The organism is Stenotrophomonas sp. 3(2025) (genome assembly GCF_052665395.1).
This window is the reverse complement of record NZ_JBQOIF010000003.1, coordinates 226,847-246,445: the sequence shown is the minus strand read 5'-3', so window position 1 is coordinate 246,445 and position 19,599 is coordinate 226,847. Positions and strand designations below refer to the sequence as shown.

The following is a 19,599-nucleotide window of genomic DNA, read 5'->3' as shown; positions in this document are numbered from 1 at the left end:
GGCTACGCCGTGGTCACGGTGAACTGCCGAGGCGTGCGCCACGCAACCCGCAGGTAGGGTCCCTCCAGCACACCGCCCTCGCGGAGATGCTCGAACACGTCGGCCGGACACCACTCCCTGCCCGCCGAGAAGGCAACGCCGAGATCACGCAGGCGGAGGAAGACGGCGGCCTTGGCTGCATCGTCGGGGACCGGCAGGGTGAGGGTGTTCTCATCGCCAGCGGTGAAGCCCAGCGCCTGCAGCGAGGCCCGCGAGCGGCCATTGAACAGCATCACCTTGATGCAGTTGCCGTCGGCCTGCCTCACATAGGCATCGATGTGCGTTTCCATTGGCGGATTGTAGAGGCAGACGGATCAGCTGGCGTCGCTCCACACCGCCAGCACGTAGCCGTCCAGATCGCGGAAATGGAAGCGACGGCCGCCGGGAAAGGCAAACACCGCCTGCACGATCTCGCCGCCAGCGGCGAGGATGCGCTGCTGCGCGTCGGCAAGGTCCACGCAGTACACGATGACCAGCGCGCCTCCTGAGGGCGTCACTGCCTGGCCGGCGACAAATCCACCTTTGAGGCGGCCGTCATCGAACTCGGTATAGGCCGGGCCGTAGTCGGTGAAGGACCAGCCGAAGACCTGCCCATAGAACTGCTTGCTGCGGGCGATGTCGGCGACGTTGAATTCGATGTTGTCGATGCGGCGTTCGGCAGCGGTGGTGTCTGCGTGGCTCATGGTGCGGCTCCGTGGTTGGAGCGGCCAGCATCGGTCAGGGTCGGGCCCGGGTCTTGAACGAAACGGCCATCAACGTCCCCACTGCTGGCGCAGCGCACTGGCGGTCAGGCCGGCAAGCTCGCGGGCGTCGCGGCTGAGGTGGGCCTGGTCGGCATAGCCGGCCTCCACGGCCAGCATCGCCAGACTGTGCGCGGGTTGGGTCTGGCTGCAGCGCAGGAACCGCTGCAGGCGCAGGATCCGCTCCAGCGACTTTGCCCCGTAACCGAACTGCGTCTGGCTGAAGCGACGCAGGGTGCGCGGGCTCATGGCCAGTTGTGCGGCGAGTGCGTCGATGCTGGCATCGCCTCTGGCAGCGTACGCGAACAGCGCATGCGCGCGGCGTGTGTGTTCGTCCAGCACGGCCGCCGGCATGTTCCGCTGCAGGCTGTCAGCCAGGCGCTGCAGGCGCTGGTCGGGCGCGGCGTCACCGATCCAGGCCGCAGCCTGCGTCGCCCAGCGGGCATTGAATTCGATCAGGGGCACGGCTTGGCCGACGATGCCGGACAAGTCGATGCCGAGCGCAGCCGACGCTTGGCCGGGCCGGAACCGCGCGCCCAGCACCTGTGCACCGGGGGCCAGTTGCGGGTGTGCGGCGGTACGGTCCGGCCCCACCACGAACAGCGCACCATCACGCCAGAGAATGTCCACACAGCCATCGGGCAGCACGGTGATGCTGCCACTGGCATCAGCAGGCAACTGGCTCTGCCAGAGCTGGCCGAACTGGCCACGCAGCGGCGCAGGCGCCAAGTGTTCCTGGTAGGCCGAGCCGGTGCCAGCGGGAGTGGAGGGATCGCCCATGCCCCATTGTGGCAAAGCGATGCCGGAAAAAGAGAAGCCCGGCACGAGGCCGGGCTTCGCTGGCGTGTGGGAGAGAGATCACACGCCAGTTACACGCACTAACGACAGGCGTTTGTTACCAGCTGAAGCGCGGGCCCACGAACCACTCGCGGTCGCCGGCCTTGGCCAGCTTCACTTCACCACTCAGGCCCCAGTTCTGGTTGAACTTGGCGGTGGCGCCGACGCGGCCGTAGAACTCGCCGTCCGGGTTGATGCCGTGCTTCTTGCTGTAATCCTCGTAACCGGCCAGCGCATAGCCTTCCAGGTACGGGTTGAACGCGGTGCGCACGCCCACTTCAGTGGAGTAGCCGTTGAAGTCCAGGCCGTGCTTCATGTCGAACTTCTGGTATGCAACACGAGCCACCAGGTCGGTGTTCGGTGCGATGCCATAGTTGTAGCCGGCACCGATGCGCCACTGGTCGACATCGTTCTTGAAGGTGTCGGTTTCCTGCTTGCTGTAATCACCGAAGATGTGGAAGTTCGGATGCACGGCAACCGAGCCCTTCACGCCCCAGCCATCAGCGTCGCCGCCCTTGGCATCGGTGTTCACGTAGCCGCCTTCAACGTAGTTGTACGACAGGCCATCGGCAGCCGATGCGGCGAACGGCAGCGCGGCCAACAGACCCAGGGCAAGCAGCGAATTCTTGATCATCGGGATACACCTTTCATTATTTTGGTTTCGTCGAACGCCCCTCGGGAGGGGAGGGAGGAGAGGCGTTCGACAGGTGTGAATTATCCGTTTGTTGATGAAATCGGCCCTGAATATTGAACTGACCGGTACATGAATGAGGTTGCTGTTCAGGGAACTCTCGATGCGCCGTGTAGTAGTTCGCTGGATGCACGCCGACCTGCCAAGCCGCTTCGGTCATTGATCGCACGGGAGGACTGCACTCACGGAAGCGCGGTGCGTGCGTCGATGGTGTGCGCCCCGCTCATCTGCGCCCATTGAGAAGAACAGCATGAGTCGGCTTCAGGCTGATGAATTGGAGAGATCGAAGTGGCACAACGACATCAACCGATGCAGCAGAGCTCGCTTGTTCCCGCTTGTTAAGGATTGCTGATTGCGCGACCTTCACAGGCCATCCACGTCTTCCAACTGCAGCTGAAAGCACTTCGCAGCGGCGGGAACAAACGCCGCTATATTCCAGACTCCCCAGACGAAGGAGGGAGTGGAATGTTCCTGACCAAGCAGCAAATCAACGCGGCACGTGCCGTCACCGTAGCCATCGTTGCTACCGTAAGCCTCGGGGCTTGCGCCACCTACAAAGACGAATTTGCAACGATCAACTCGCGTCTCGACCAGCTCGACGTGAAGGTGCAGGGCGCGGCGCAGAGCGCCGAATCGGCCAACCAGTCTGCACAGCAGGCCAACCAGCGTCTGGATCAGATCGAAGGCCGCGTGCAGCAGCTCGAAAGGGTCCCCGGCCGCAAGCCGCGCGGGTAACCGCTCTCCCACCCACTTTGATGAACGCTTGAACCAGACACCAGTGGCCTTCACCGGCCACTGGTGTCTTTCAGCCTCTCGGTCGTCATCCGAAGGAGCCGTCCCATTCGTACGTACTCACTCCCTGCACGCCGGGCCGTATCGGCCACGCTGGCCATCGCGCTGGCACTGGCAGGAACCGGCGCAGCCAGCGCCAGGAACGCCAAGGAAGCCAAGGACGCGCCCACGGAAACGGCGACCGCCGCCGATGAACTTCCGCAGGGCCAGGAAGTGTCCGATACGGTGATTGAACTGGCCGGCTGGGTCGTGGCCAGCAAGGACAACCAGGGCTATCCGTTCGCGATCATGGACAAGGCGGCTGCGCAGGTCCTGGTCTTCGGCGGTGACGGCAAGCTGCGCGGCGCAGCGCCAGCGCTGTTTGGTTCGGCCATCGGCGATCACTCGGCACCCGGCGTCGCCAAGCTCGCATTGAGCGCGATTCCCGGCCACGACCGCACCACCCCGGCGGGTCGTTTCATTGGCGCCTATGGCCCGTCCGAGGACGCCGGACGCGTGCTGTGGGTGGACTACGATTCCGCCGTTTCAATGCACCCGCTTCCCCCGGGCACCCCGAAAGAGAAGCGCAGCGAACGACTGGCATCGGCCACGCCGGACGACAACCGTGTCACCCACGGCTGCATCAATGTCTCGCCCGGGTTCTACGAGCAGATCGTGCATCCCACGTTCGAGAAAGGCGGCGTGTTCTACGTGCTGCCGGACAAGGATTCGATCGAAGAAACGTTCCCGGAGTTCGCGCAGAGTCGCGCGGCTGCGAAGGACGTGGATGAAAAAGACGAGCGACACGCCCGCAAATGAAACCCGGTTGAAGGCTGCGGACGTGGTCGCGGCAGACCGCTACGGAAGCTCCAGCCTGCGCATCCTGAACGTGAACAAGGTGCCGGCGGCCGCACTGGACTCCACCTCCAACGTGCCGCCATGGGACCGCGCGATCTCCGACGCAATGTAGATGCCGAGGCCGAGACCCGGCCGCGGACGCTCACTCTTCTCACGTGAGAATGGGCTGAAAATCGCGTCCAACCTCGCTGATGGAATGTGTCCCTCGTTGTGTACGTCGAGCGCGAGCATTTCCGGCCCGGAGTGAACGGTCAGCGTAATCGGGGACGAGCGCTCTCCGTGTACCGCTGCATTGGTGAGCAGATTGGCCAGGAGCTGCGCCAATCTGCTCGGGTCGCAGACCACGCCGCCTTCTACCATTATATGGACCTTGATGTCCTGGCGGCCGGTGGCGATTGCCACCTCCTCCACAACCCGCTTCAGGTCTTCTTCCAGCGTGCCTGTCAGCTGCAGCGCGATGGGAATGCCGCCGCCCAGACGCCCCCTGGCGAAATCAAGCACGTCGTTGATCAGTCCGTCCATTCTGGCAACGCCGGAAGTGATGTGCGCGAGCATCCGTTGCTGACGCTCAGTGCCCGCCTCACCTGCCAGCGAATCTGCGGCGATGCTGATGGCCTGCAGCGGACTGCGCAGGTCATGACCCAGCACGGCAATGAACTGGTCGCGCAGGTCGGCGACACGATGCGCGTCGGAGAGCGCCGTTTCCGCTCGCTCAAGGCGATCTTCCTTGTCGAGGTAACTTCCTACCAGGTCGGCCAGCAGCTCCATGGAGCGTTGGACGTGGGCTACGTCGAAATTGGCCGGTGTCGAATCAATCGCGCAGAGCGTGCCGAAGAAGCTGCCGTCTGGCCGATGGATGGGAACGGACGCGTAGCTCTCAAGCCCGTAGATCCGTGGCGTGTGATGCCGGGAGTAGACCGGGTGCTCGCTTGCATGCGCAAATACAACTGACGTCGCCGACTGCCTGATCTCGTCACAGATGGTGGTCTCAAGCACCAGTTGGCCACCGGGAACCAGCCCGAACCCCAGGGTGTCGAATGTGGCGCACGCGGTCCAGGTTGTCTGGGTCACGCGGGCAATAGCCGTGAATCGTGAGCCCGTGATGTGGGCGACGGTCTCCAGGATTCGCGGCACGGCCTGGATTCGACCAATCTCGGCGATATCGTCCAGCAGATTGGGGTCCGTCAGCTTCTGCATGGTCGGTCGTCCGGTGGGCACCGCATCATCCCATGGAACCGTTGTGTAGGTTGATGCGAGGGTGATTGCGGCCTTTTCAGGCTGGGTCGTGGCGGGTCTGCGGCGGTCCTGGCTAGGATAAGCGACCGCTCCTGGTTGTATGCGGACATCATATCCAGCGTTTGGCGTCGGGGAGGGCGCCAGCTTTGATGTTCCAGATTTTTTGGTATCCACCAGTCATCCTATTGAGGCTGCCGGTTATGGCGGGGTTTTTACTGATGCCTGCAATAAACACGATGTCTGCTATGGAACGGTATGGACGACCAAAGAGGGGTGTGACACCAGACTTAGGGAAGACATGGTAGCCAGCGCCAAGGCACTGATCCCACCGGACCGCTGGCCTATCTTCCAGGCCGAAGTGGAGGGGCAGGCGGCGTATTCTTCAGGTTTACAATGGGGTCCGGTTCAGGCATTTATTTCCGGCCCAGTGTTCGATCAGGCCAAGACAGAGGCAACGTGCCGCAGTTGGGCGCAGGGCATTCATCGAAATTGCCTATAGGGGCTGCGGTCATGAATAAAAATATAACTGTAGGCGCTTTGGTCGCGATTGTGATCGTCGCCGGCTTGGGCGCGGTATATTCATACAGACAGACCGGCTCTCAGCCGGCCCACATTGTGAATGAGCAAATCCCACACGACGCTGTCGACTATCAAAAGGAAGGTCGCAAAATACAGGACCTACGCTTTAAGCGTCGTAAGTCCGCCCAGCCTGAGCAGGTGCCTCTAAGCGCGTTAATGGAAGGTGACACAAGATTTGCCGCATTATCTCAAGCTGAGCGCGACTGGCTTGATCGCCACTATTATCTTGATCAAGCAGAGATAGATGCGGCGAAGAGCATACCGGACTCGGAACTTCAGCGAGCGCTGACAGACCCGTACGCTCAGACAATTCTTGGTAAGCGCCTTCTGGCACAAGGTAATTCAATGGGTGGGATTGCGGCACTTAAAAACGCGGCATCTCACGGTTCTGTGTATGCATATGAGGAGGCCGCGCTGGCGGTGCTCAAGGATGCCATGCAAATGAATGGGGGCGTGGCCGATGAAAATCAGATTTTGGCATTCAGGGCCAGAATGGAGGTCGCCAAAATCCTGGGAGATCACAGGGCCGACGACATGTTCGACCACTATTTTCCGGGCTATGACGCCGGGATCAATTCCAAGAACCTTCAAGCGCAAACCACTGAGCTCTTGAGGCAACTCGGCGAGAATGCCCAGCTGCAAGGAAGCAGTGCTGCCGGGCCAGATCCCAGGCCGAATGCCGACATTTGGTCTAATCTTAGAGATTTGAATCATGTTGGGGGCAAGGGAGACCTGATTCCCGTATTTGAATGATGACTACCTCGATGGCTCGCCCAAATTTTTCAGCGAGCTCGGCATGGATTGCGTCGGCGTTTTCCGATCTTGGTGAATTGATTTCAGAAAGGGAATGCCGAACCTTTGGCGGCGCCGCGATCCCTTGGATCGTGGCGCTGTCGATGCATGGCAGCGCTGACAGTGTCGCTGCGTACGAGATGAACTGTCGGCAGCTGCTGGGCCGCTACAGCACCGAGCTGGCATTGAAGAATGCGCTTAGAGACATTCGGCAGGCTTCCACGATCAATTCTTGGACCGAACGCGCAGGAAGGTTGGAGGGTGGAACAAGTTTGGTCAGAAGTGGATTTGGCAGAATACTAACGCCAAATCAATATAGTCGCGATTATCTTCCGCCAGACGCAAATCGCGCTCGCGCAGCGTCGAATGAAATATTCAAGCTACGTGGGCGGTTCGCTTCAAAGGGTTGCAATCACGTTGCGGTGGCGTTAGCAACGTACATCACGTTACTTACCGCACATCCTCTTGTCGATGGCAATGGTCGGACGGCAAGGGCGCTGTTCGTCGCTGATGCGACCGTCGTGGAGCAGGGCGTATCGTCTTTCGCTTTGGCTGCAGTTCTGCTCAAGGGGAAGAGATCGGCTGATTTTCACTTGTCTGCCAAGTGTGCCAGAGCTGGAGAGTTTTTTATGCTTGCGGAGTGCTTTGGTTCGGCTTTAGATGGCATCGCTAGATCAGTCCACCCTATCCTCGCTGCACTGACAGCAACACCGTTTAGTAGTTTCGACGAACAGGTCGGACTAGCCGAGGAGATCCATGGATTGTTGTGTGGGCGCCCAGCCCAAAGCGTCAGAGGCCTTGGCATTCTTGGGTAGCTGCACAGCAGGAATCGCTGGCCCACGCCTCGCCGGAAGCTGACACGGTCCTGCAGGCGCGCCATCCATGCGCCGTTTGTTCAATCCAACGCGTGCTCGGCCAGACATGATCTATCGGTCCCAATGCAATCCCGCACCGATGACAGATTCCGATACGTGCCGTTCGCCAATCCAAAGTACCTTCCGACGTTGTGTCATCGGCGGAGAACGAAAGGACAGATCGGCACCGCCGCAGGTTGCGGAGGGGGCGATAGCCTTCTCCACCCTGTCTTCCCTGGCCGCAGTATTGAGCGATGAAAACCGCCGGCTGTTGCGACTGCTGCGCGAACTTCAACCCAGGTCGCTCACCGAACTGTCCGAGCACTGCGGGCGCAAGGTTCCAAGCCTTTCTCGTACCCTTCGGATGATGGAAGCCTATGGGCTGGTTGAACTGAGGCGGGTCGGGGCGTCTGTGGTGCCATCTGCCATGGCCACGCGCTTTCTCATAGAGCTCGACTAGCACCACGCTGTATCGCCGCATCGCGGAGTTCTGTCGTTATTGCCTCGCTGACGTCTCAGCCAACTACGCCGGCAATCACGACCCATGTCGCATATTCCTCTATCGCTTAGGGCCCTTGCGCCATCGGCGTCTGGGGCGGCTTAACAGCATGCAAGAATGCCGAAAGCGTCTTGCATCAAGCGTTGAATGCAACTCTTCTGATTGGCACTGCGCGTCGGCACAGGTACAGATGACGAGCCGCCTCATCTGGAGCGGCCGGGCCTCGAAAACCCGTATCGACAATGAAGTGATTGCGCTTGCCGGCCGACGCCACCTCGCGTGGCGTCGGTCGGCAATCCGTCTGCCGGCTGCGGCGGGCGGAGCGTGGAGGCCTTGTGCCTGCCGGTTCATTGTCCCGGTTTTCGAGCCACGTCTCCGCCCGCCACCTTTGTGTGGCGGCTACCGTCTGTCCTGCACGGAGCCCCAGCCATGACTGCACCGGAATTCCCCCGTCCCCATCCCTATCGCGCAGCTGGCGATGCGTCATCAGAACAAGCATCTGCGATCGATCCCAGAGCTTTCATCGCCACGCTGACGCGGATTGGAAAAGGCGCAGCCGCCGACGGCCAGCCGTGGCCGGAGCGTCATCAGATGCCCGGCCGCCGCATGGCGCTGGCCGATGCGGACTGCGCACTGGCGGGCCTGCGCATCGCGCTGGAAATGCTGCTGGCGGCCGAGCGCGTCCGCCAGAACGGACCGGACGACGAATACGTGGGTGATCGGGTGATGGAGGGTTTGATGATGGCGTGCCTGGCGCTGACCGCGCAGGCCAGCGCGCGGATACGGCCTGAGGCGTAACGCCGGAGATTCTTCCGGCGTTACCGCCGGTCAATCGCAGGAATCGCCTTCCTCCTTCAACATCGCCTCGTCCACCGGCCGCTCGCGCTCGATCAGCGCGCGCTGCTCCGCGTTCGGCTCGCCCAGCCACCACACGTTGCAGCGGGCGGTAAGGCGGCCGACCATCTTCGAGTGCGTCGGCGAATACAACATCGCCAGCGCGGTGGTCGAGCACTGGTGCGCCTGACAGGCGGTGTAGAGCCACCACGGCTCGCCCTGCAGCACCATCAGTTCGCCAGGCCCGCTGGGACCGCTCAGCAGGCGTTCGCGCAGCGAGGGGATGTTCTTGTCGGGCGATTCGGCCGCTGCAGTGTTCTTCATCAGGGCGTCGAACGCGGCCAGCACCTTCGGGTCCTTGCGGCCGCAGTCGTCCACGGTGTTGCCGCCGACCAGGGTGAAGAAATAAGTCGCCAGCGGATTGTCCGCGCAGGTGAGTTCGGCGCCGGGGGTCTCACCTTCCGGCTCGCCTTCGTTGTCCCACACCGACGGGTCCACGCCGTCTTCGACGGAAGACGCGTTCTCGACCACCGTGGCCGTGGCGGCTGGGGCTTCCGTCGGCGCAGCAGTAGCGGCGGGTGCAGCTGCGGTGCCTGCTTCCGGTGCCGGTGCCTGCGTGCACGCGGCCAGCAACGCGACCAGCCCTGCCATTCCCATCATTCGAGACGTCATTCCCTGTCCTGTGTCCATTCGCCCAGCCGGCGACCGCGTGATTCTACCCGCCAGCCAAGGTGGATACTCTGGCAATCACGCCTTCCATCACTGCCAGGATGCAGACGCATGCGCCGTTCACTACTTGCCTCGATGCTTCTCAGTGGCCTGTTGCTGGCCGCGCCTGTGATTGCGCAACAGCCCGCTGCGCCCTTACCCATCTCGCTACCCGATGTCCCCCTGCCCGCCGCGCTGGATCGCGTGCTGCGCGATTACGAACAGGCGTGGCGCACCGGTGATGCGAAGGCGTTGGCGGGATTGTTCGCTGAGGACGGCTTCATCCTGCAGAGCAACCAGCCGCCCGTGCGCGGGCGCGCGGCGATTGAGGCGGCGTATGCCGGCCAGGGAAGTAGCCCGTTGCGGCTGCGTGCGCTGGCCTATGCCGCAGAGGAATCCACCGGTTACATCATTGGCGCCTACACCTACGGCAGCAACGTGGGTGATACCGGGAAGTTCACGCTGACGTTGAAGCGCGTGGCGGGTGGGCCGTGGATGATTTTTTCGGACATGGACAACACCAACACGCCGCCGCGGTCGCGGTGATGGGCGCTGCGGGTTCCGCAGTAGATCCACGCCATGCGTGGATGGGTTTCGCGCACGCACAAAAAAAAAACCCCGGCACTGGGCCGGGGTTTTCGATTCACTTGAACAGCGTATCCGGATACTCCGGCTTCTGTTCGCGTGCCAACAGCGCACGCAATCCTTCTTCCGGGGTCTGCTCGCCATGCAGCACGGCGCGCACGCGGTCGGAGATGGGCAGGTCGATACCATGACGGCGCGCCTGTCGCATCACTTCGTCTGCGGTCTGCACCGACTCGACCACCTGGCCGATTTCGCGGATGGCGTCCTGCAGCGTCTGCCCGCGGCCCAGGGCCAGGCCCAGGCGGCGGTTGCGCGACAGGTCACCGGTGCAGGTCAGCACCAGGTCGCCCAGCCCCGCCAGGCCCATCAGCGTTTCCGGCTTGGCGCCGATCGCTGCCGCCAGGCGCAGCATCTCGTTGAGGCCACGGGTGATCAGGCCGGCACGGGCGTTCAGGCCCAGCTGCATGCCGTCGGCCACGCCGGTGGCCACGGCCAGCACGTTCTTCATCGCACCACCCAGCTCGGCACCGACCATGTCGTCGCCGGTGTAGGCGCGGAACGCCGGACCGTGCATCGCCTCGGCCACCGTCTGCGCGAACTCGGGCACGTCGCCGTGCACGGTGATCGCGGTCGGCAGGCCCAGGGTGACTTCCTTGGCGAACGACGGCCCGGTGACAACGGCCAGCGGCACGTCCTCGCCCAGCACTTCGCGCGCTACTTCATGCAGGAAGCGGCCAGAGCCGGGCTCGAAGCCCTTGGTGGCCCAGGCCACACCGGCACCGGCCGGACGCAGCGGTGCCAGCGCGCGCACGGTTTCACCGAATGCATGCGACGGGGTCACCACCAGGATCCAGGCGGCACCTTCCACCGCCGACGCGAGGTCGGTGGTGGCGCGCAGCGATTCCGGCAACGGAATGCCCGGCAGGTAACGCGGATTCTCGTGGCGCTGGTCGATGGCCTCGACCACGGCAGCATCGCGCCCCCACAGCACGGTCTGGCGACCGTGGCGGGCGAGCAGCGTCGCCAGCGCGGTTCCCCAGGAACCGGCGCCGAGTACGGCAACCTTGTCAGCGGTAGTGCTCATCCGTGACGTCGCGGCCGGGATCAGGCGTTGCCGGCCGGCTCGGAGTCAGCCAGCGACGGTGCGTCGCCCTGCTCCTGGCGCTGGCGCAGGGTTTCTGCGTACAGGCCTTCGAAGTTGATCGGCTGCAGGAAGAACGGCGGGAAGCCGCCGGCCTGGATCAGGTCGCTGACCAGCTGGCGCACGTACGGGAACAGGATGTTCGGGCACTGGGTGCCGAGCAGCACGTCGATCGACTGCGGGTCCAGGCCGACCAGGCCGAACACGCCCGCCTGCTTCACTTCGGCCACGTACGCGGTGCGCTCGCCGGCCTGGCAGGTCAGGGTCACGGCCAGCACGACTTCAAAGGCATTCTCGCCCAGACGCTGGACCTGCTGGTTCAGGTTGAGCTGCAGTTCCGGCTGCACCTGGTCGTTGAAGATCGACGGGGCATTCGGCGACTCGAAGGAAACGTCCTTGACGTAGATCTTCTCGACGGTGAACGCGGGGCCGGTGGCGGCATCGACCGGCGCGACAGCGCCGTTGGTGGTCTCTTCGGACATTTCCAGTAACTCCAGTGAATGCAATGAAAACGATGGTCGAATTACTGCGATGGGGGCGGCGGAGGGCGCAAACAAGGCCACATCCGCCACCGCCTGCTATTAGTTGCGGCCCTTGACCAGCGGCAGTTCTGCCTGCTGCCACGCGGGGATGCCGCCGTCGAGCACGAAGACCTTCTCGAAGCCGGCCTTCTTCAGCGCCTTGGCGGCGGTCTCGGACGCGTTGCCGCTGCGGCACACCAGCACCACCGGGGCCTGCTTGGCGTTGGCCACCAGCTTGTGCTCGGGGCCGAACGCGCTGGCCTGGGCACTGCGGCTGCCGGCGATGTGGCCCTTTTCGAAATCAGCGCTGGGCGACAGATCAACCACCACCGTGCCGCCGGCGTTGATCAGCTGGGTCAGTTCGGCGGGCTTGATGCCCTTGAAGCCCCGGAACAGGCGGCGGATTTCGGTGACGATGAGGGCCACGGTCAGGCCGACCAGGGCCGCGGACAGCATCGGGTTTCGGCCTGCGAAGGCCAGCAACTCTTCGTAATTCACTCAGGTCACGGGTCGATTAAGCGGGCGCCGATTGTCGCACAAGCCGGACGCGCCCCGTCACTGCCCCTGCCAGAGGTCCGGCAGGCCCGCACTCTGCCACCAGCGCTTGGCTTCCGGATCCCAGCGCCAGCGCTCGGTCACCACCACGGTGCGCTCGGCCTGGGTGTTCTGGTTGATCACCCCGATTTCGACCCGGCGCTCGACCTGGCCGCCGTCCAGCGATGCGCTGCTGCGCTCGCGGTAGGACGACACGCGCAGCTGCGCATAGCGGTTGAGCTCGAACTCGGTCGGCGGCTTGGACTTGCGCAGCTGCGGGTCCAGATAGGCGATGGCGTCGTCCATGCTGCCCCAGCGGATGGTGGCACCGTAGGCGATCTGGGTCTCTTCCAGCAGCTTGCGCTGCTTGCGGCTGAGGTCGTCGGCAGCGGCGCCGGCGGCGGCGCTGAGCAGCAGCAGGGAACACAGGAGGATCTGGATGAGGCGGCGCATCGGTGGGTTCCGCAGGGCGTCAGCCTGCCATCCTACCCTTTGGCGAAGGCAACGAAGCGACCGCTGAATTCAGCCGCGGCCTTGCCGTCGGCACCGGGCTGGGTGGCGACAATGCTGATGCGGGCCTTGCCGCGCTGGCGGAAGGTGGCCAGGAAGGTCTCCCAGGCGCCGCTTCCGGCCGCTTCGGCATGGGCGTGCAGGTCTTCATAGACCGGTGCCAGGTAGCGCAGGTTGCTGTCGGCCACGTAGACCTCGGCGTCGTGGCCAGCCAGGCGCAGGCGCAGGCTGACCAGCGCCCAGCCGGACAGGGTCAGCACCGAGGCCAGGCTGCCACCGAACGCATTGCCCTTGTCGTTTACGTTGGCCACCAGCGGCGCGGTGATGCGCAGCACGCCGTCGGCATAGCCATCCAGGCGGATCTGCATCGCGCGGACCGCCGGCATGCAGTCCAGCACGTCCTGCAGGGCAGCCAGCGAAGAGGTCAGGGCATCAACAGCCATCAGCAGCAACCACGACAACGAAGGGCCCGCATAATGACGGTAATGGCCAACCATACGATACCCACTGGCTGGACCCTGATCTCGCTGCGCCCGCAGGGCCAGCAGGCGGCGCTGCGCCACGCCGCAGCAGGGCTGGGAGGCCGTACCGTCGCGCTTTCGCCCTGGCGGCTGCAGCGTCTGCAGGGCAGCGCCGCGCGCCAGCAACTGCAACGGGCGCTGACCAGCGATCGGGTGGTGTTCACCAGCCCGGCAGCCGTGGCCGCAGCGGCCAGCCTGCTACCGCTGGCGACGGCGCAGCGCAGCCCGTGGCTGACGGTGGGCGAAGGCACCGCGCGTGCCCTGCTGGCCCATGGCGTCGCTGACGTCCATGCGCCCCAGCGGATGGACAGCGAGGGCCTGCTGGCGATGCCGGTGCTGGGCGATGTGCGGGGCATGCAGATCGGGCTGGTGACCGCACCGGGAGGCCGGGGCCTGATTGCCGCTGAGTTGCAGGCTGCGGGCGCGCAGATCACCCGCGCTGATGTCTACCGACGGCTGCCGCTGCGCTTGTCACGGCGCATGCTGGCGCGTTTGGCCCGTTCTCCGACGCCTTGGCTGCTGGCCATCAGCAGTGGCGAGGCATTGCAGCGTTTCTGGCAGCAGCTGCCTGGGCACTGGCAGCAGCGGCTGCGGGCAAACGCGATCGCGCTGGTGGCCAGCGACCGGCTGGGCGCACAGGCGCAGGCCCTGGGGCTGACCCGGGTGGTGCGCAGCGAGGGCCCTACCAGCGTTCAGTTGATGGCCGCTGCACACACTGCGCTCACCGGCCCGGCAGCGACCTGAACAGGCACCCGGCAGCGGCTTGCCGGTGTCGTCGGCAACAGTGATGCTGTGCACAACGCTGCCTGCCGGATCTGTTCCGGCATTGCCGCCGACAAGGAAGCCCGATGAACGACACTCTGCCGCCCGCTCCATCGCCCCATCGCCCCATGCGCTGGCTGCTGCCGCTTGCCGTGCTGGCGGTGCTGGGCGCGGGCGGCTATGCCGGCTACCACTATTGGCAGAAGCAGCAGAGCGACCAGCTGGCGCAGGCGCAGACCACCGCCGTGCAGCTGAAGGGGCTGGAGGCTACGGTCGAGGCCCTGCGCCGCGACCAGCGTGCTGCCAGCCAGCGCTTGCAGGATGCGGCCACCACCAACCGGGTGCTGCGCGACGAAGTGCTGGGCCTGTCGCAACGCAGTGCCCTGCTGGAAGAAAACCTGGCCAAGTTGGCCGACAGCGCCAACCAGGGCCGCCAGGCCGTGCAGCGCGATGAGGCCGAACTGCTGCTGACCCAGGCCGCACAGCGGCTGGCCTTTGCCGATGACGTGGAAGGCTCACGCCGACTGTATGCGCTGGCCGCCACCGCATTGGCCGATCTGCCCGACAGCGACGGCCTGAACCTGCGCCAGGCACTGGTGCAGGAACGCAACGCGCTGGATGCGCTGGGCGCTGGCCCGCGCGTGCTGTCACTGCAACGCCTGGACGCGCTGGGCAAGGCCCTGCAGGGCCTGCCTTCGCAGATCGCGCAGACGCCGGCCAACAACACCGCAAAACCGTGGTGGCAGGCTGCGCTGGCGCCCTTCGTGGATATCACCCCGAGCCGCCTGAACGGCCCGCTGACGTCGGCCGAGCGCGCCACCATCGATACGGCGCTGCAGCTGGAACTGACCCTGGCCCGTGCAGCGATCGAGCGGGGCGACGGCAAAGGCCGCGATGCCGCGCTGAACAGAATCGATCTCTGGGCGCAGCGGCGCTGGCCGGATTCACCGGACCTGCGCGCGCAACGTGCTGAACTCCATGCCCTGCGCTCGCTGCCATTGCAGGCCGATGACACCGTGCTTGGCAGCACCCTGCAACAACTGCGTACCCAGACCGACCGGAGGTAAGCCCGTATGAAACCCCTGCAATCACTGGTCGTGCTGTTGCTGGCAGTGGCCATTGGCGTCGTTGCCGCGCAATGGCTCGGCACCGATGACCTGAACCGCTACGGCGAAGTGACCCTGCGCTATGGCGGCTACGACTACCACAGCAACCTGCCGAAGGTAGCGCTGCTGTCGGTGATCGGCGTGCTGGTGCTGTGGCTGCTGTGGAGCCTGATCGCCGCGCCGTTCCGTGCCTGGGGCCGCTACCGCCGCAAGCAGGGCCGAGTGCGCCTGATCGATGGTCTGCTGGCCTATGAGCATGGCCAGTGGCAGCGCGCCGAGAAGCTGCTGGATGGCGCCGCCAAGGATCCGGAAGTTAGTGGGGTTGCCCTGGCCAATGCCGTGCGCAGCGCGCAGGTGCGGGCCGATGCCCCCGCTGCCGAGGCGCTGCTGCAGCGCTTGGGCGAAAGCGATGCGACCTTGCAGGCACTGCTGCGTGCCGAGCAGCTGTTGGCCAACGATCTGCCGGTGGATGCGATCAACGCATTGGATGTGGCAGCGATCCAGCCGCTGCCGCCGCGTGGCCTGTGGCTGCGTACCGAAGCGCTGGCACGTGCTGGCCGCGCGCACGAGGCTTACGGCCAGCTGGGCGCGCTGCGTCAGACCAAGGTGCTGCCGGCCGAGGCCAGCAGCGAGCTGGAAGCACGCCTGGCCGCGCAGGCACTGCTGGAAGCGGGCGACGTCAACGCCCTGGCTGCGCAGTGGGAAGCCACGCCGAAGGCGCTGCGACCGACCCCGGACGTAGTTGCCGCCTACGCCACCCGTGCAGTTGCACTGGACTGGGACGAACCGGCACTGCTGGCGCTTGAGCAGGCGCTGGACCACCGCTGGGATGACGAACTGGTGGCCGTGTATGGCCGTCTGCCGGCCGAACGTCTGGCCACGCGCCAGGCCAACCTGCAGCGCTGGCGCAACGTGCATGACGACTCGGCGGCCCTGCGCCTGGCCCAGGGCCGCATCGCGCTGGCGCAGCAACAGTGGGACGCGGCCGATGCGTTCCTGCATGAAGCCATCGCCGCGGGTGCCGGTGCCCCTGCGTGGGAAGCGCTGGGCGAAGCCTTCGCGCAACGTGGCGAACACGTGCTGGCCGCGCAGTGCCTGGCCAACGCGCTGCGCCTGCAGCGTGGCGAAGACAGCGTGGCGCTGGTGCGTGCACCGGCAGCGGTGGTTGACCCGCCGCTGCATGCGACCGTCGAGGAGCAGTCGATTGCACCGCTGCCGCCGGTGTACGACGCCAATGAAGAGCGCGACGCGTTCGGCAACCCGCGGATGCCGTGACCCTGGCTGAAGGTGTGCCGACCAACGGTCGGCACCCACCTGAGGATGCAATTTCGGTACCCACCGGAGGATGCAATCAACGAAAACGCCGCCCATCGGGCGGCGTTTTCAATTCCAACGCTGCCGGCCAGCGGCCGGCACTACCGTGGCGTTCAACGTTCGACGATCGCCACCACGCCCATGCCGCCGGCGGTGCAGATCGACACCAGCGCACGGCCACCGCCGCGCTCGGCCAGCTGCTTGGCCGCCGTGGCGATCACGCGTGCACCGGTGGCGGCGAACGGGTGGCCGGTGGCCAGCGACGAACCCAGCAGGTTGATCTTGTCCGGGTCGATGCGGCCCATCGGCGCATCCAGGCCGAGGCGGTTGCGGCAGTAATCCTCGCTCTCCCACGCACGCAGGGTGCACAGCACCTGTGCGGCGAAGGCTTCGTGGATCTCGTAGATATCGAAGTCCTGCAGGGTCAGGCCGTTGCGCTTGAGCATCTCCGGCACGGCCACGGTCGGTGCCATCAACAGGCCTTCGCCGTGCACGAAATCGACGGCCGACACGTGTGCGTCGCGCAGGTAGGCCTGCGGCTCGTGGCCATGCGCGCGTGCCCACTCTTCGCTGGCCAGCAGCACGGCGGCGGCGCCATCGGTCAGCGGGGTGGAATTGGCTGCGGTCAGGGTGCCACGGCCGGATACCTTGTCGAAGGCCGGCTTCAGCGTGGCCAGCTTCTCCAGCGAGGTGTCGGCACGCAGGATGTTGTCGCGCTCGACGCCGCGGAACGGTGCGATCAGGTCATTGAAGAAGCCGCGCTCATAGGCTGCGGCCAGCTTCTTGTGCGAGGACACCGCCCACGCGTCCTGCGAGTCGCGCGAGATGTTCCACTCCTTGGCCATGTCCTCGCAGTGGTCGCCCATGCTCTTGCCGGTACGTGGCTCGGCCACGCCGGGAAACTCCGGCTTGAGCTCGGCCAACTTGAAGCCGGAGGTCAGTGCGCGGATCTTGTCGCCGGTGCTCTTGGCACGATTGGCCGCCAGCAGACGCGCACGCAGCTTCTTGCCGTACACGATCGGCACGTCGGAGGTGGTGTCCGAACCACCGCCGATACCGGACTCGATCTGGCCCAGGGCGATCTTGTTGGCAACGGTGATGATGCTGTCCAGCGAGGTGCCGCAGGCGCGCTGCAGGGTGATGCCGGGGGTCAACGGCGACAGGCCCGAGGACAGCGTGGCTTCGCGGCCCAGGTTCCAGTCGCTGGAGTGCTTGATGACCGCACCCATCGCCACTTCGCCCAGCTGCTGGCCGTGCAGGCCGAAGCGCTCGACCAGCGCTCCCAGCGTACGCACCGACATGCCGAGGTTGCCGACATCCGAATACGCGGTGTTCTGCCGGCAGAACGGAATGCGGACGCCACCGAGGATGGCGACGGGACGAGCGTTGGGCATGGAGATACCTGGCATGGATGAGGGTGTCTGCAACATGGCCTGCACGACAGAGCAGGCATAATGGGGCCAAGTGTAGCTGCCGCCCTGTGATGGGCCAACCGTGGAACCATGAGCAAACCCGACCCTGCGATGAATGCCCTTGGCGTGCTGGCCCTGGAACTGGCCGGCGGCGAAATCCCCCGCCAGGCGGTGCTCAGCGCTGAACAGGCCGGTGAACTGGCCGAACGCGTCGGCCGCGACCTGTCCAAGCTGGTGCCACAGGTGGCCGAGCTGGACCTGGTGTTCGCCGCCGCCCATTTCGATCCGGCCGAAGTGCTTCGCCCGGGCTGGCCGATCCATCGCCGCCTGGAAGAACTGCAGATGCGCGCGCCCGGTGGCAACCAGGGCCCGCGCGTGCTGGCCTTCGGCGCCGACGCCAGCGGTGATGTGCCGCTGCCGTTCCAGGCCGACGCTACCCTGGTAGGCGGTGGCCTGCGGGTGGTGCCGTTCCTGCTGACCGGTACCGACGTGGCCACCACGACAGCCGTGGCCGATGCGCTGGAAGAGGTGCTGCTGGCCAATGGCATGGCCCATGCCGATACCGCGCTGATGGCGCAGAACACGTTCGGTGCACGCGTCGAGCACGCACGCTATTTCACCGTGAACGACCTGGCCGCGATGATGTCGATGCAGTACGACAACCAGGGCCTGGCCGCGCTGTGGCCGCTGATTGAAACCGCGATCATGGCCCCGGGCCAGGACGAGTGGCTGAGTGACGCACCCGAGCCGTTGCTGCGCTATACCCAGGGCGAAGCGCGCATGGCGCTGTTCGACCCGGCCGGCTGGTGCGCGCATTACAACCACGGCAAGGGCGACTGCGAGCGACTGCAGGGCATCTACGAGCAGTTCCTGATGCGCCAGCGGCAGATGGCCGCGGTGCTGGAAGCGCACGGTGTGCCGGTGCTGTTCGTGCATTGCGAAGCCGGCCAGGACGCACGCGAGCTGCTGGCGCGCTGACGTCCAGGTAATGCCGCCGGGCATGGCCCGGCGCTACCCACGCAATACGGTAGCGCCGGGCCATGCCCGGCGGAGCAACCGAAAAACGCCGGCTTGCGCCGGCGTTTTCGTTATCTTACGGGGCCTTCTTGATTACCGCGCACGCCAGTCGCGCACCGGCGTTGCCGGTCGGCTGGGTCTTGTAGTCGTCCGCGTCGGCGTGGACGATCAGGCCGCGGCCGATGATGTCGAAATCATCACCCTTGCCGATGTTGACGTTGCTCGACACCGGGCCGTCGATGGTGGCTACGCCCTTGTCGTCGGCCTTGATGTTGGGCATGTCGCCACCGTGGTGCGGATCGGTGGCCACGTTGCCGTGGTCCTGCTTGCCCGGATTGAAGTGGCCGCCGGCGCTCATGCCGTCCGGCGCGCTGCAATCACCCTTCTCGTGGATGTGGAAGCCGTGCTCGCTGCCCGGCTTCAGGCCACTGATCTGGCCGGACGCGTGCACCTTGCCGTCGACCAGCTTGAAGGTGATCGAGCCCTTGGTTTCATTGCCCTGGGTCGGTGCCAGTTCGGCAGTGGCCGAGGCATCGGCTGCCGGGACCGCTGCGGTAGCCGGTGCAGTGGCCGGATCGGCCGGTGCTGCAGAGCCTTCGGCCGGGGTGGTGGCCGGGGCTTCAGCTGCCGGTGCTGCCGGCTGCTGGTTGCAGGCGGCAAGGCCCAGTGCAGCGATGGCCGCGAACAGCGAGGTGTGGATCAGACGCATGGAAACTCTCCTTGGGTAATGCCGGTGGT

The 19,599-nt window shown here is 65.1% G+C and carries 24 protein-coding genes; 11 read left to right on the top strand and 13 right to left on the bottom strand.

Annotated features, from left to right (window positions below):
- Positions 1-2 precede the first annotated feature (2 nt).
- The 4 genes from ACUXVE_RS04000 to ACUXVE_RS03985 all read right to left on the bottom strand — a co-directional run bounded on the left by ACUXVE_RS04000 (position 3) and on the right by ACUXVE_RS03985 (position 2,247).
- Positions 3-329 carry a hypothetical protein gene (locus ACUXVE_RS04000; RefSeq protein WP_093820855.1) on the bottom strand — a complete coding sequence of 109 codons (327 nt, stop codon included), beginning with the start codon at positions 327-329 and terminating at the stop codon, positions 3-5.
- Positions 330-353: 24 nt separating this feature from the next.
- Entirely contained in the window at positions 354-722 is a 369-nt protein-coding gene (locus ACUXVE_RS03995) for a VOC family protein (protein WP_313444010.1), read from the bottom strand.
- Between the two features lie 69 nt (positions 723-791).
- Positions 792-1,559: a helix-turn-helix domain-containing protein gene (locus tag ACUXVE_RS03990; protein WP_445513877.1), complete on the bottom strand. Its 768-nt coding sequence runs from the start codon at positions 1,557-1,559 to the stop codon at positions 792-794.
- 115 nt (positions 1,560-1,674) lie between these two features.
- Complete coding sequence (locus ACUXVE_RS03985; RefSeq protein ID WP_025875896.1) at positions 1,675-2,247, bottom strand: OmpO family porin; 573 nt, start codon at positions 2,245-2,247, stop codon at positions 1,675-1,677.
- Positions 2,248-2,772: 525 nt separating this feature from the next.
- On the opposite strand from ACUXVE_RS03985, the gene ACUXVE_RS03980 reads away from it, so the two are divergent.
- Positions 2,773-3,042, top strand: coding sequence for a hypothetical protein (locus ACUXVE_RS03980; RefSeq protein ID WP_025875897.1), 270 nt, complete (start codon positions 2,773-2,775; stop codon positions 3,040-3,042).
- 156 nt (positions 3,043-3,198) lie between these two features.
- The gene (locus ACUXVE_RS03975; protein ID WP_154881298.1) at positions 3,199-3,897 is read left to right on the top strand and encodes a hypothetical protein; all 699 of its coding nucleotides are present in this window, start codon (positions 3,199-3,201) and stop codon (positions 3,895-3,897) included.
- A 39-nt stretch (positions 3,898-3,936) separates the two neighbouring features.
- Here the strand turns inward: ACUXVE_RS03975 and ACUXVE_RS03970 are convergent, their stop codons facing one another.
- On the bottom strand, positions 3,937-5,133 hold the full coding sequence (locus ACUXVE_RS03970) for a GAF domain-containing sensor histidine kinase (protein ID WP_222387986.1): 1,197 nt from the start codon (positions 5,131-5,133) through the stop codon (positions 3,937-3,939).
- 495 nt (positions 5,134-5,628) lie between these two features.
- Here ACUXVE_RS03970 and ACUXVE_RS03965 point away from each other — a divergent pair, with 495 nt between their 5' ends.
- The 4 genes from ACUXVE_RS03965 to ACUXVE_RS03950 all read left to right on the top strand — a co-directional run bounded on the left by ACUXVE_RS03965 (position 5,629) and on the right by ACUXVE_RS03950 (position 8,694).
- Positions 5,629-6,504 carry a hypothetical protein gene (locus ACUXVE_RS03965; protein ID WP_445513876.1) on the top strand — a complete coding sequence of 292 codons (876 nt, stop codon included), beginning with the start codon at positions 5,629-5,631 and terminating at the stop codon, positions 6,502-6,504.
- Entirely contained in the window at positions 6,504-7,358 is an 855-nt protein-coding gene (locus ACUXVE_RS03960) for a Fic family protein (protein ID WP_445513875.1), read from the top strand. The genes ACUXVE_RS03965 and ACUXVE_RS03960 overlap by 1 nt, the downstream gene beginning before the upstream one ends.
- A 67-nt stretch (positions 7,359-7,425) precedes the next feature.
- Entirely contained in the window at positions 7,426-7,857 is a 432-nt protein-coding gene (locus tag ACUXVE_RS03955; RefSeq protein WP_445513874.1) for an HVO_A0114 family putative DNA-binding protein, read from the top strand.
- Between the two features lie 468 nt (positions 7,858-8,325).
- On the top strand, positions 8,326-8,694 hold the full coding sequence (locus ACUXVE_RS03950; protein ID WP_445513873.1) for a hypothetical protein: 369 nt from the start codon (positions 8,326-8,328) through the stop codon (positions 8,692-8,694).
- A 30-nt stretch (positions 8,695-8,724) separates the two neighbouring features.
- On the opposite strand, the gene ACUXVE_RS03945 is transcribed toward ACUXVE_RS03950, so the two are convergent.
- Positions 8,725-9,402, bottom strand: coding sequence for a hypothetical protein (locus ACUXVE_RS03945; RefSeq protein WP_445513872.1), 678 nt, complete (start codon positions 9,400-9,402; stop codon positions 8,725-8,727).
- 108 nt (positions 9,403-9,510) lie between these two features.
- Between ACUXVE_RS03945 and ACUXVE_RS03940 the strand changes: the two genes are divergently transcribed.
- Positions 9,511-9,984 carry a YybH family protein gene (locus ACUXVE_RS03940; protein ID WP_445513871.1) on the top strand — a complete coding sequence of 158 codons (474 nt, stop codon included), beginning with the start codon at positions 9,511-9,513 and terminating at the stop codon, positions 9,982-9,984.
- A gap of 97 nt (positions 9,985-10,081) precedes the next feature.
- On the opposite strand, the gene ACUXVE_RS03935 is transcribed toward ACUXVE_RS03940, so the two are convergent.
- The 5 genes from ACUXVE_RS03935 to ACUXVE_RS03915 all read right to left on the bottom strand — a co-directional run bounded on the left by ACUXVE_RS03935 (position 10,082) and on the right by ACUXVE_RS03915 (position 13,172).
- The gene (locus ACUXVE_RS03935) at positions 10,082-11,107 is read right to left on the bottom strand and encodes an NAD(P)H-dependent glycerol-3-phosphate dehydrogenase (RefSeq protein ID WP_032978039.1); all 1,026 of its coding nucleotides are present in this window, start codon (positions 11,105-11,107) and stop codon (positions 10,082-10,084) included.
- A gap of 20 nt (positions 11,108-11,127) precedes the next feature.
- Complete coding sequence (gene secB / locus ACUXVE_RS03930; protein ID WP_025875931.1) at positions 11,128-11,646, bottom strand: protein-export chaperone SecB; 519 nt, start codon at positions 11,644-11,646, stop codon at positions 11,128-11,130.
- A 99-nt stretch (positions 11,647-11,745) separates the two neighbouring features.
- Entirely contained in the window at positions 11,746-12,183 is a 438-nt protein-coding gene (locus ACUXVE_RS03925) for a rhodanese-like domain-containing protein (protein ID WP_025875933.1), read from the bottom strand.
- Positions 12,184-12,240: 57 nt separating this feature from the next.
- Positions 12,241-12,672: a hypothetical protein gene (locus ACUXVE_RS03920; protein WP_032978037.1), complete on the bottom strand. Its 432-nt coding sequence runs from the start codon at positions 12,670-12,672 to the stop codon at positions 12,241-12,243.
- A 32-nt stretch (positions 12,673-12,704) separates the two neighbouring features.
- Complete coding sequence (locus ACUXVE_RS03915) at positions 12,705-13,172, bottom strand: YiiD C-terminal domain-containing protein (protein ID WP_032951885.1); 468 nt, start codon at positions 13,170-13,172, stop codon at positions 12,705-12,707.
- A gap of 33 nt (positions 13,173-13,205) precedes the next feature.
- Between ACUXVE_RS03915 and ACUXVE_RS03910 the strand changes: the two genes are divergently transcribed.
- From ACUXVE_RS03910 to ACUXVE_RS03900, 3 genes are all read left to right on the top strand, one after another.
- Positions 13,206-13,994 carry a uroporphyrinogen-III synthase gene (locus ACUXVE_RS03910; protein WP_025875939.1) on the top strand — a complete coding sequence of 263 codons (789 nt, stop codon included), beginning with the start codon at positions 13,206-13,208 and terminating at the stop codon, positions 13,992-13,994.
- Positions 13,995-14,098: 104 nt separating this feature from the next.
- Positions 14,099-15,079: a uroporphyrinogen-III C-methyltransferase gene (locus ACUXVE_RS03905; protein WP_059063155.1), complete on the top strand. Its 981-nt coding sequence runs from the start codon at positions 14,099-14,101 to the stop codon at positions 15,077-15,079.
- A 6-nt stretch (positions 15,080-15,085) separates the two neighbouring features.
- Positions 15,086-16,393, top strand: coding sequence for a heme biosynthesis HemY N-terminal domain-containing protein (locus ACUXVE_RS03900; RefSeq protein WP_032978029.1), 1,308 nt, complete (start codon positions 15,086-15,088; stop codon positions 16,391-16,393).
- A 152-nt stretch (positions 16,394-16,545) separates the two neighbouring features.
- Here ACUXVE_RS03900 and ACUXVE_RS03895 read toward each other — a convergent pair whose 3' ends face one another.
- Positions 16,546-17,841, bottom strand: a complete 1,296-nt coding sequence (locus ACUXVE_RS03895) for an acetyl-CoA C-acetyltransferase (RefSeq protein ID WP_222387994.1) — start codon at positions 17,839-17,841, stop codon at positions 16,546-16,548.
- Positions 17,842-17,934: 93 nt separating this feature from the next.
- Between ACUXVE_RS03895 and ACUXVE_RS03890 the strand changes: the two genes are divergently transcribed.
- Positions 17,935-18,822: a hypothetical protein gene (locus ACUXVE_RS03890; RefSeq protein ID WP_445513870.1), complete on the top strand. Its 888-nt coding sequence runs from the start codon at positions 17,935-17,937 to the stop codon at positions 18,820-18,822.
- A gap of 115 nt (positions 18,823-18,937) precedes the next feature.
- On the opposite strand, the gene ACUXVE_RS03885 is transcribed toward ACUXVE_RS03890, so the two are convergent.
- Positions 18,938-19,570, bottom strand: a complete 633-nt coding sequence (locus ACUXVE_RS03885) for a superoxide dismutase family protein (protein WP_445513869.1) — start codon at positions 19,568-19,570, stop codon at positions 18,938-18,940.
- Positions 19,571-19,599 lie beyond the last annotated feature (29 nt).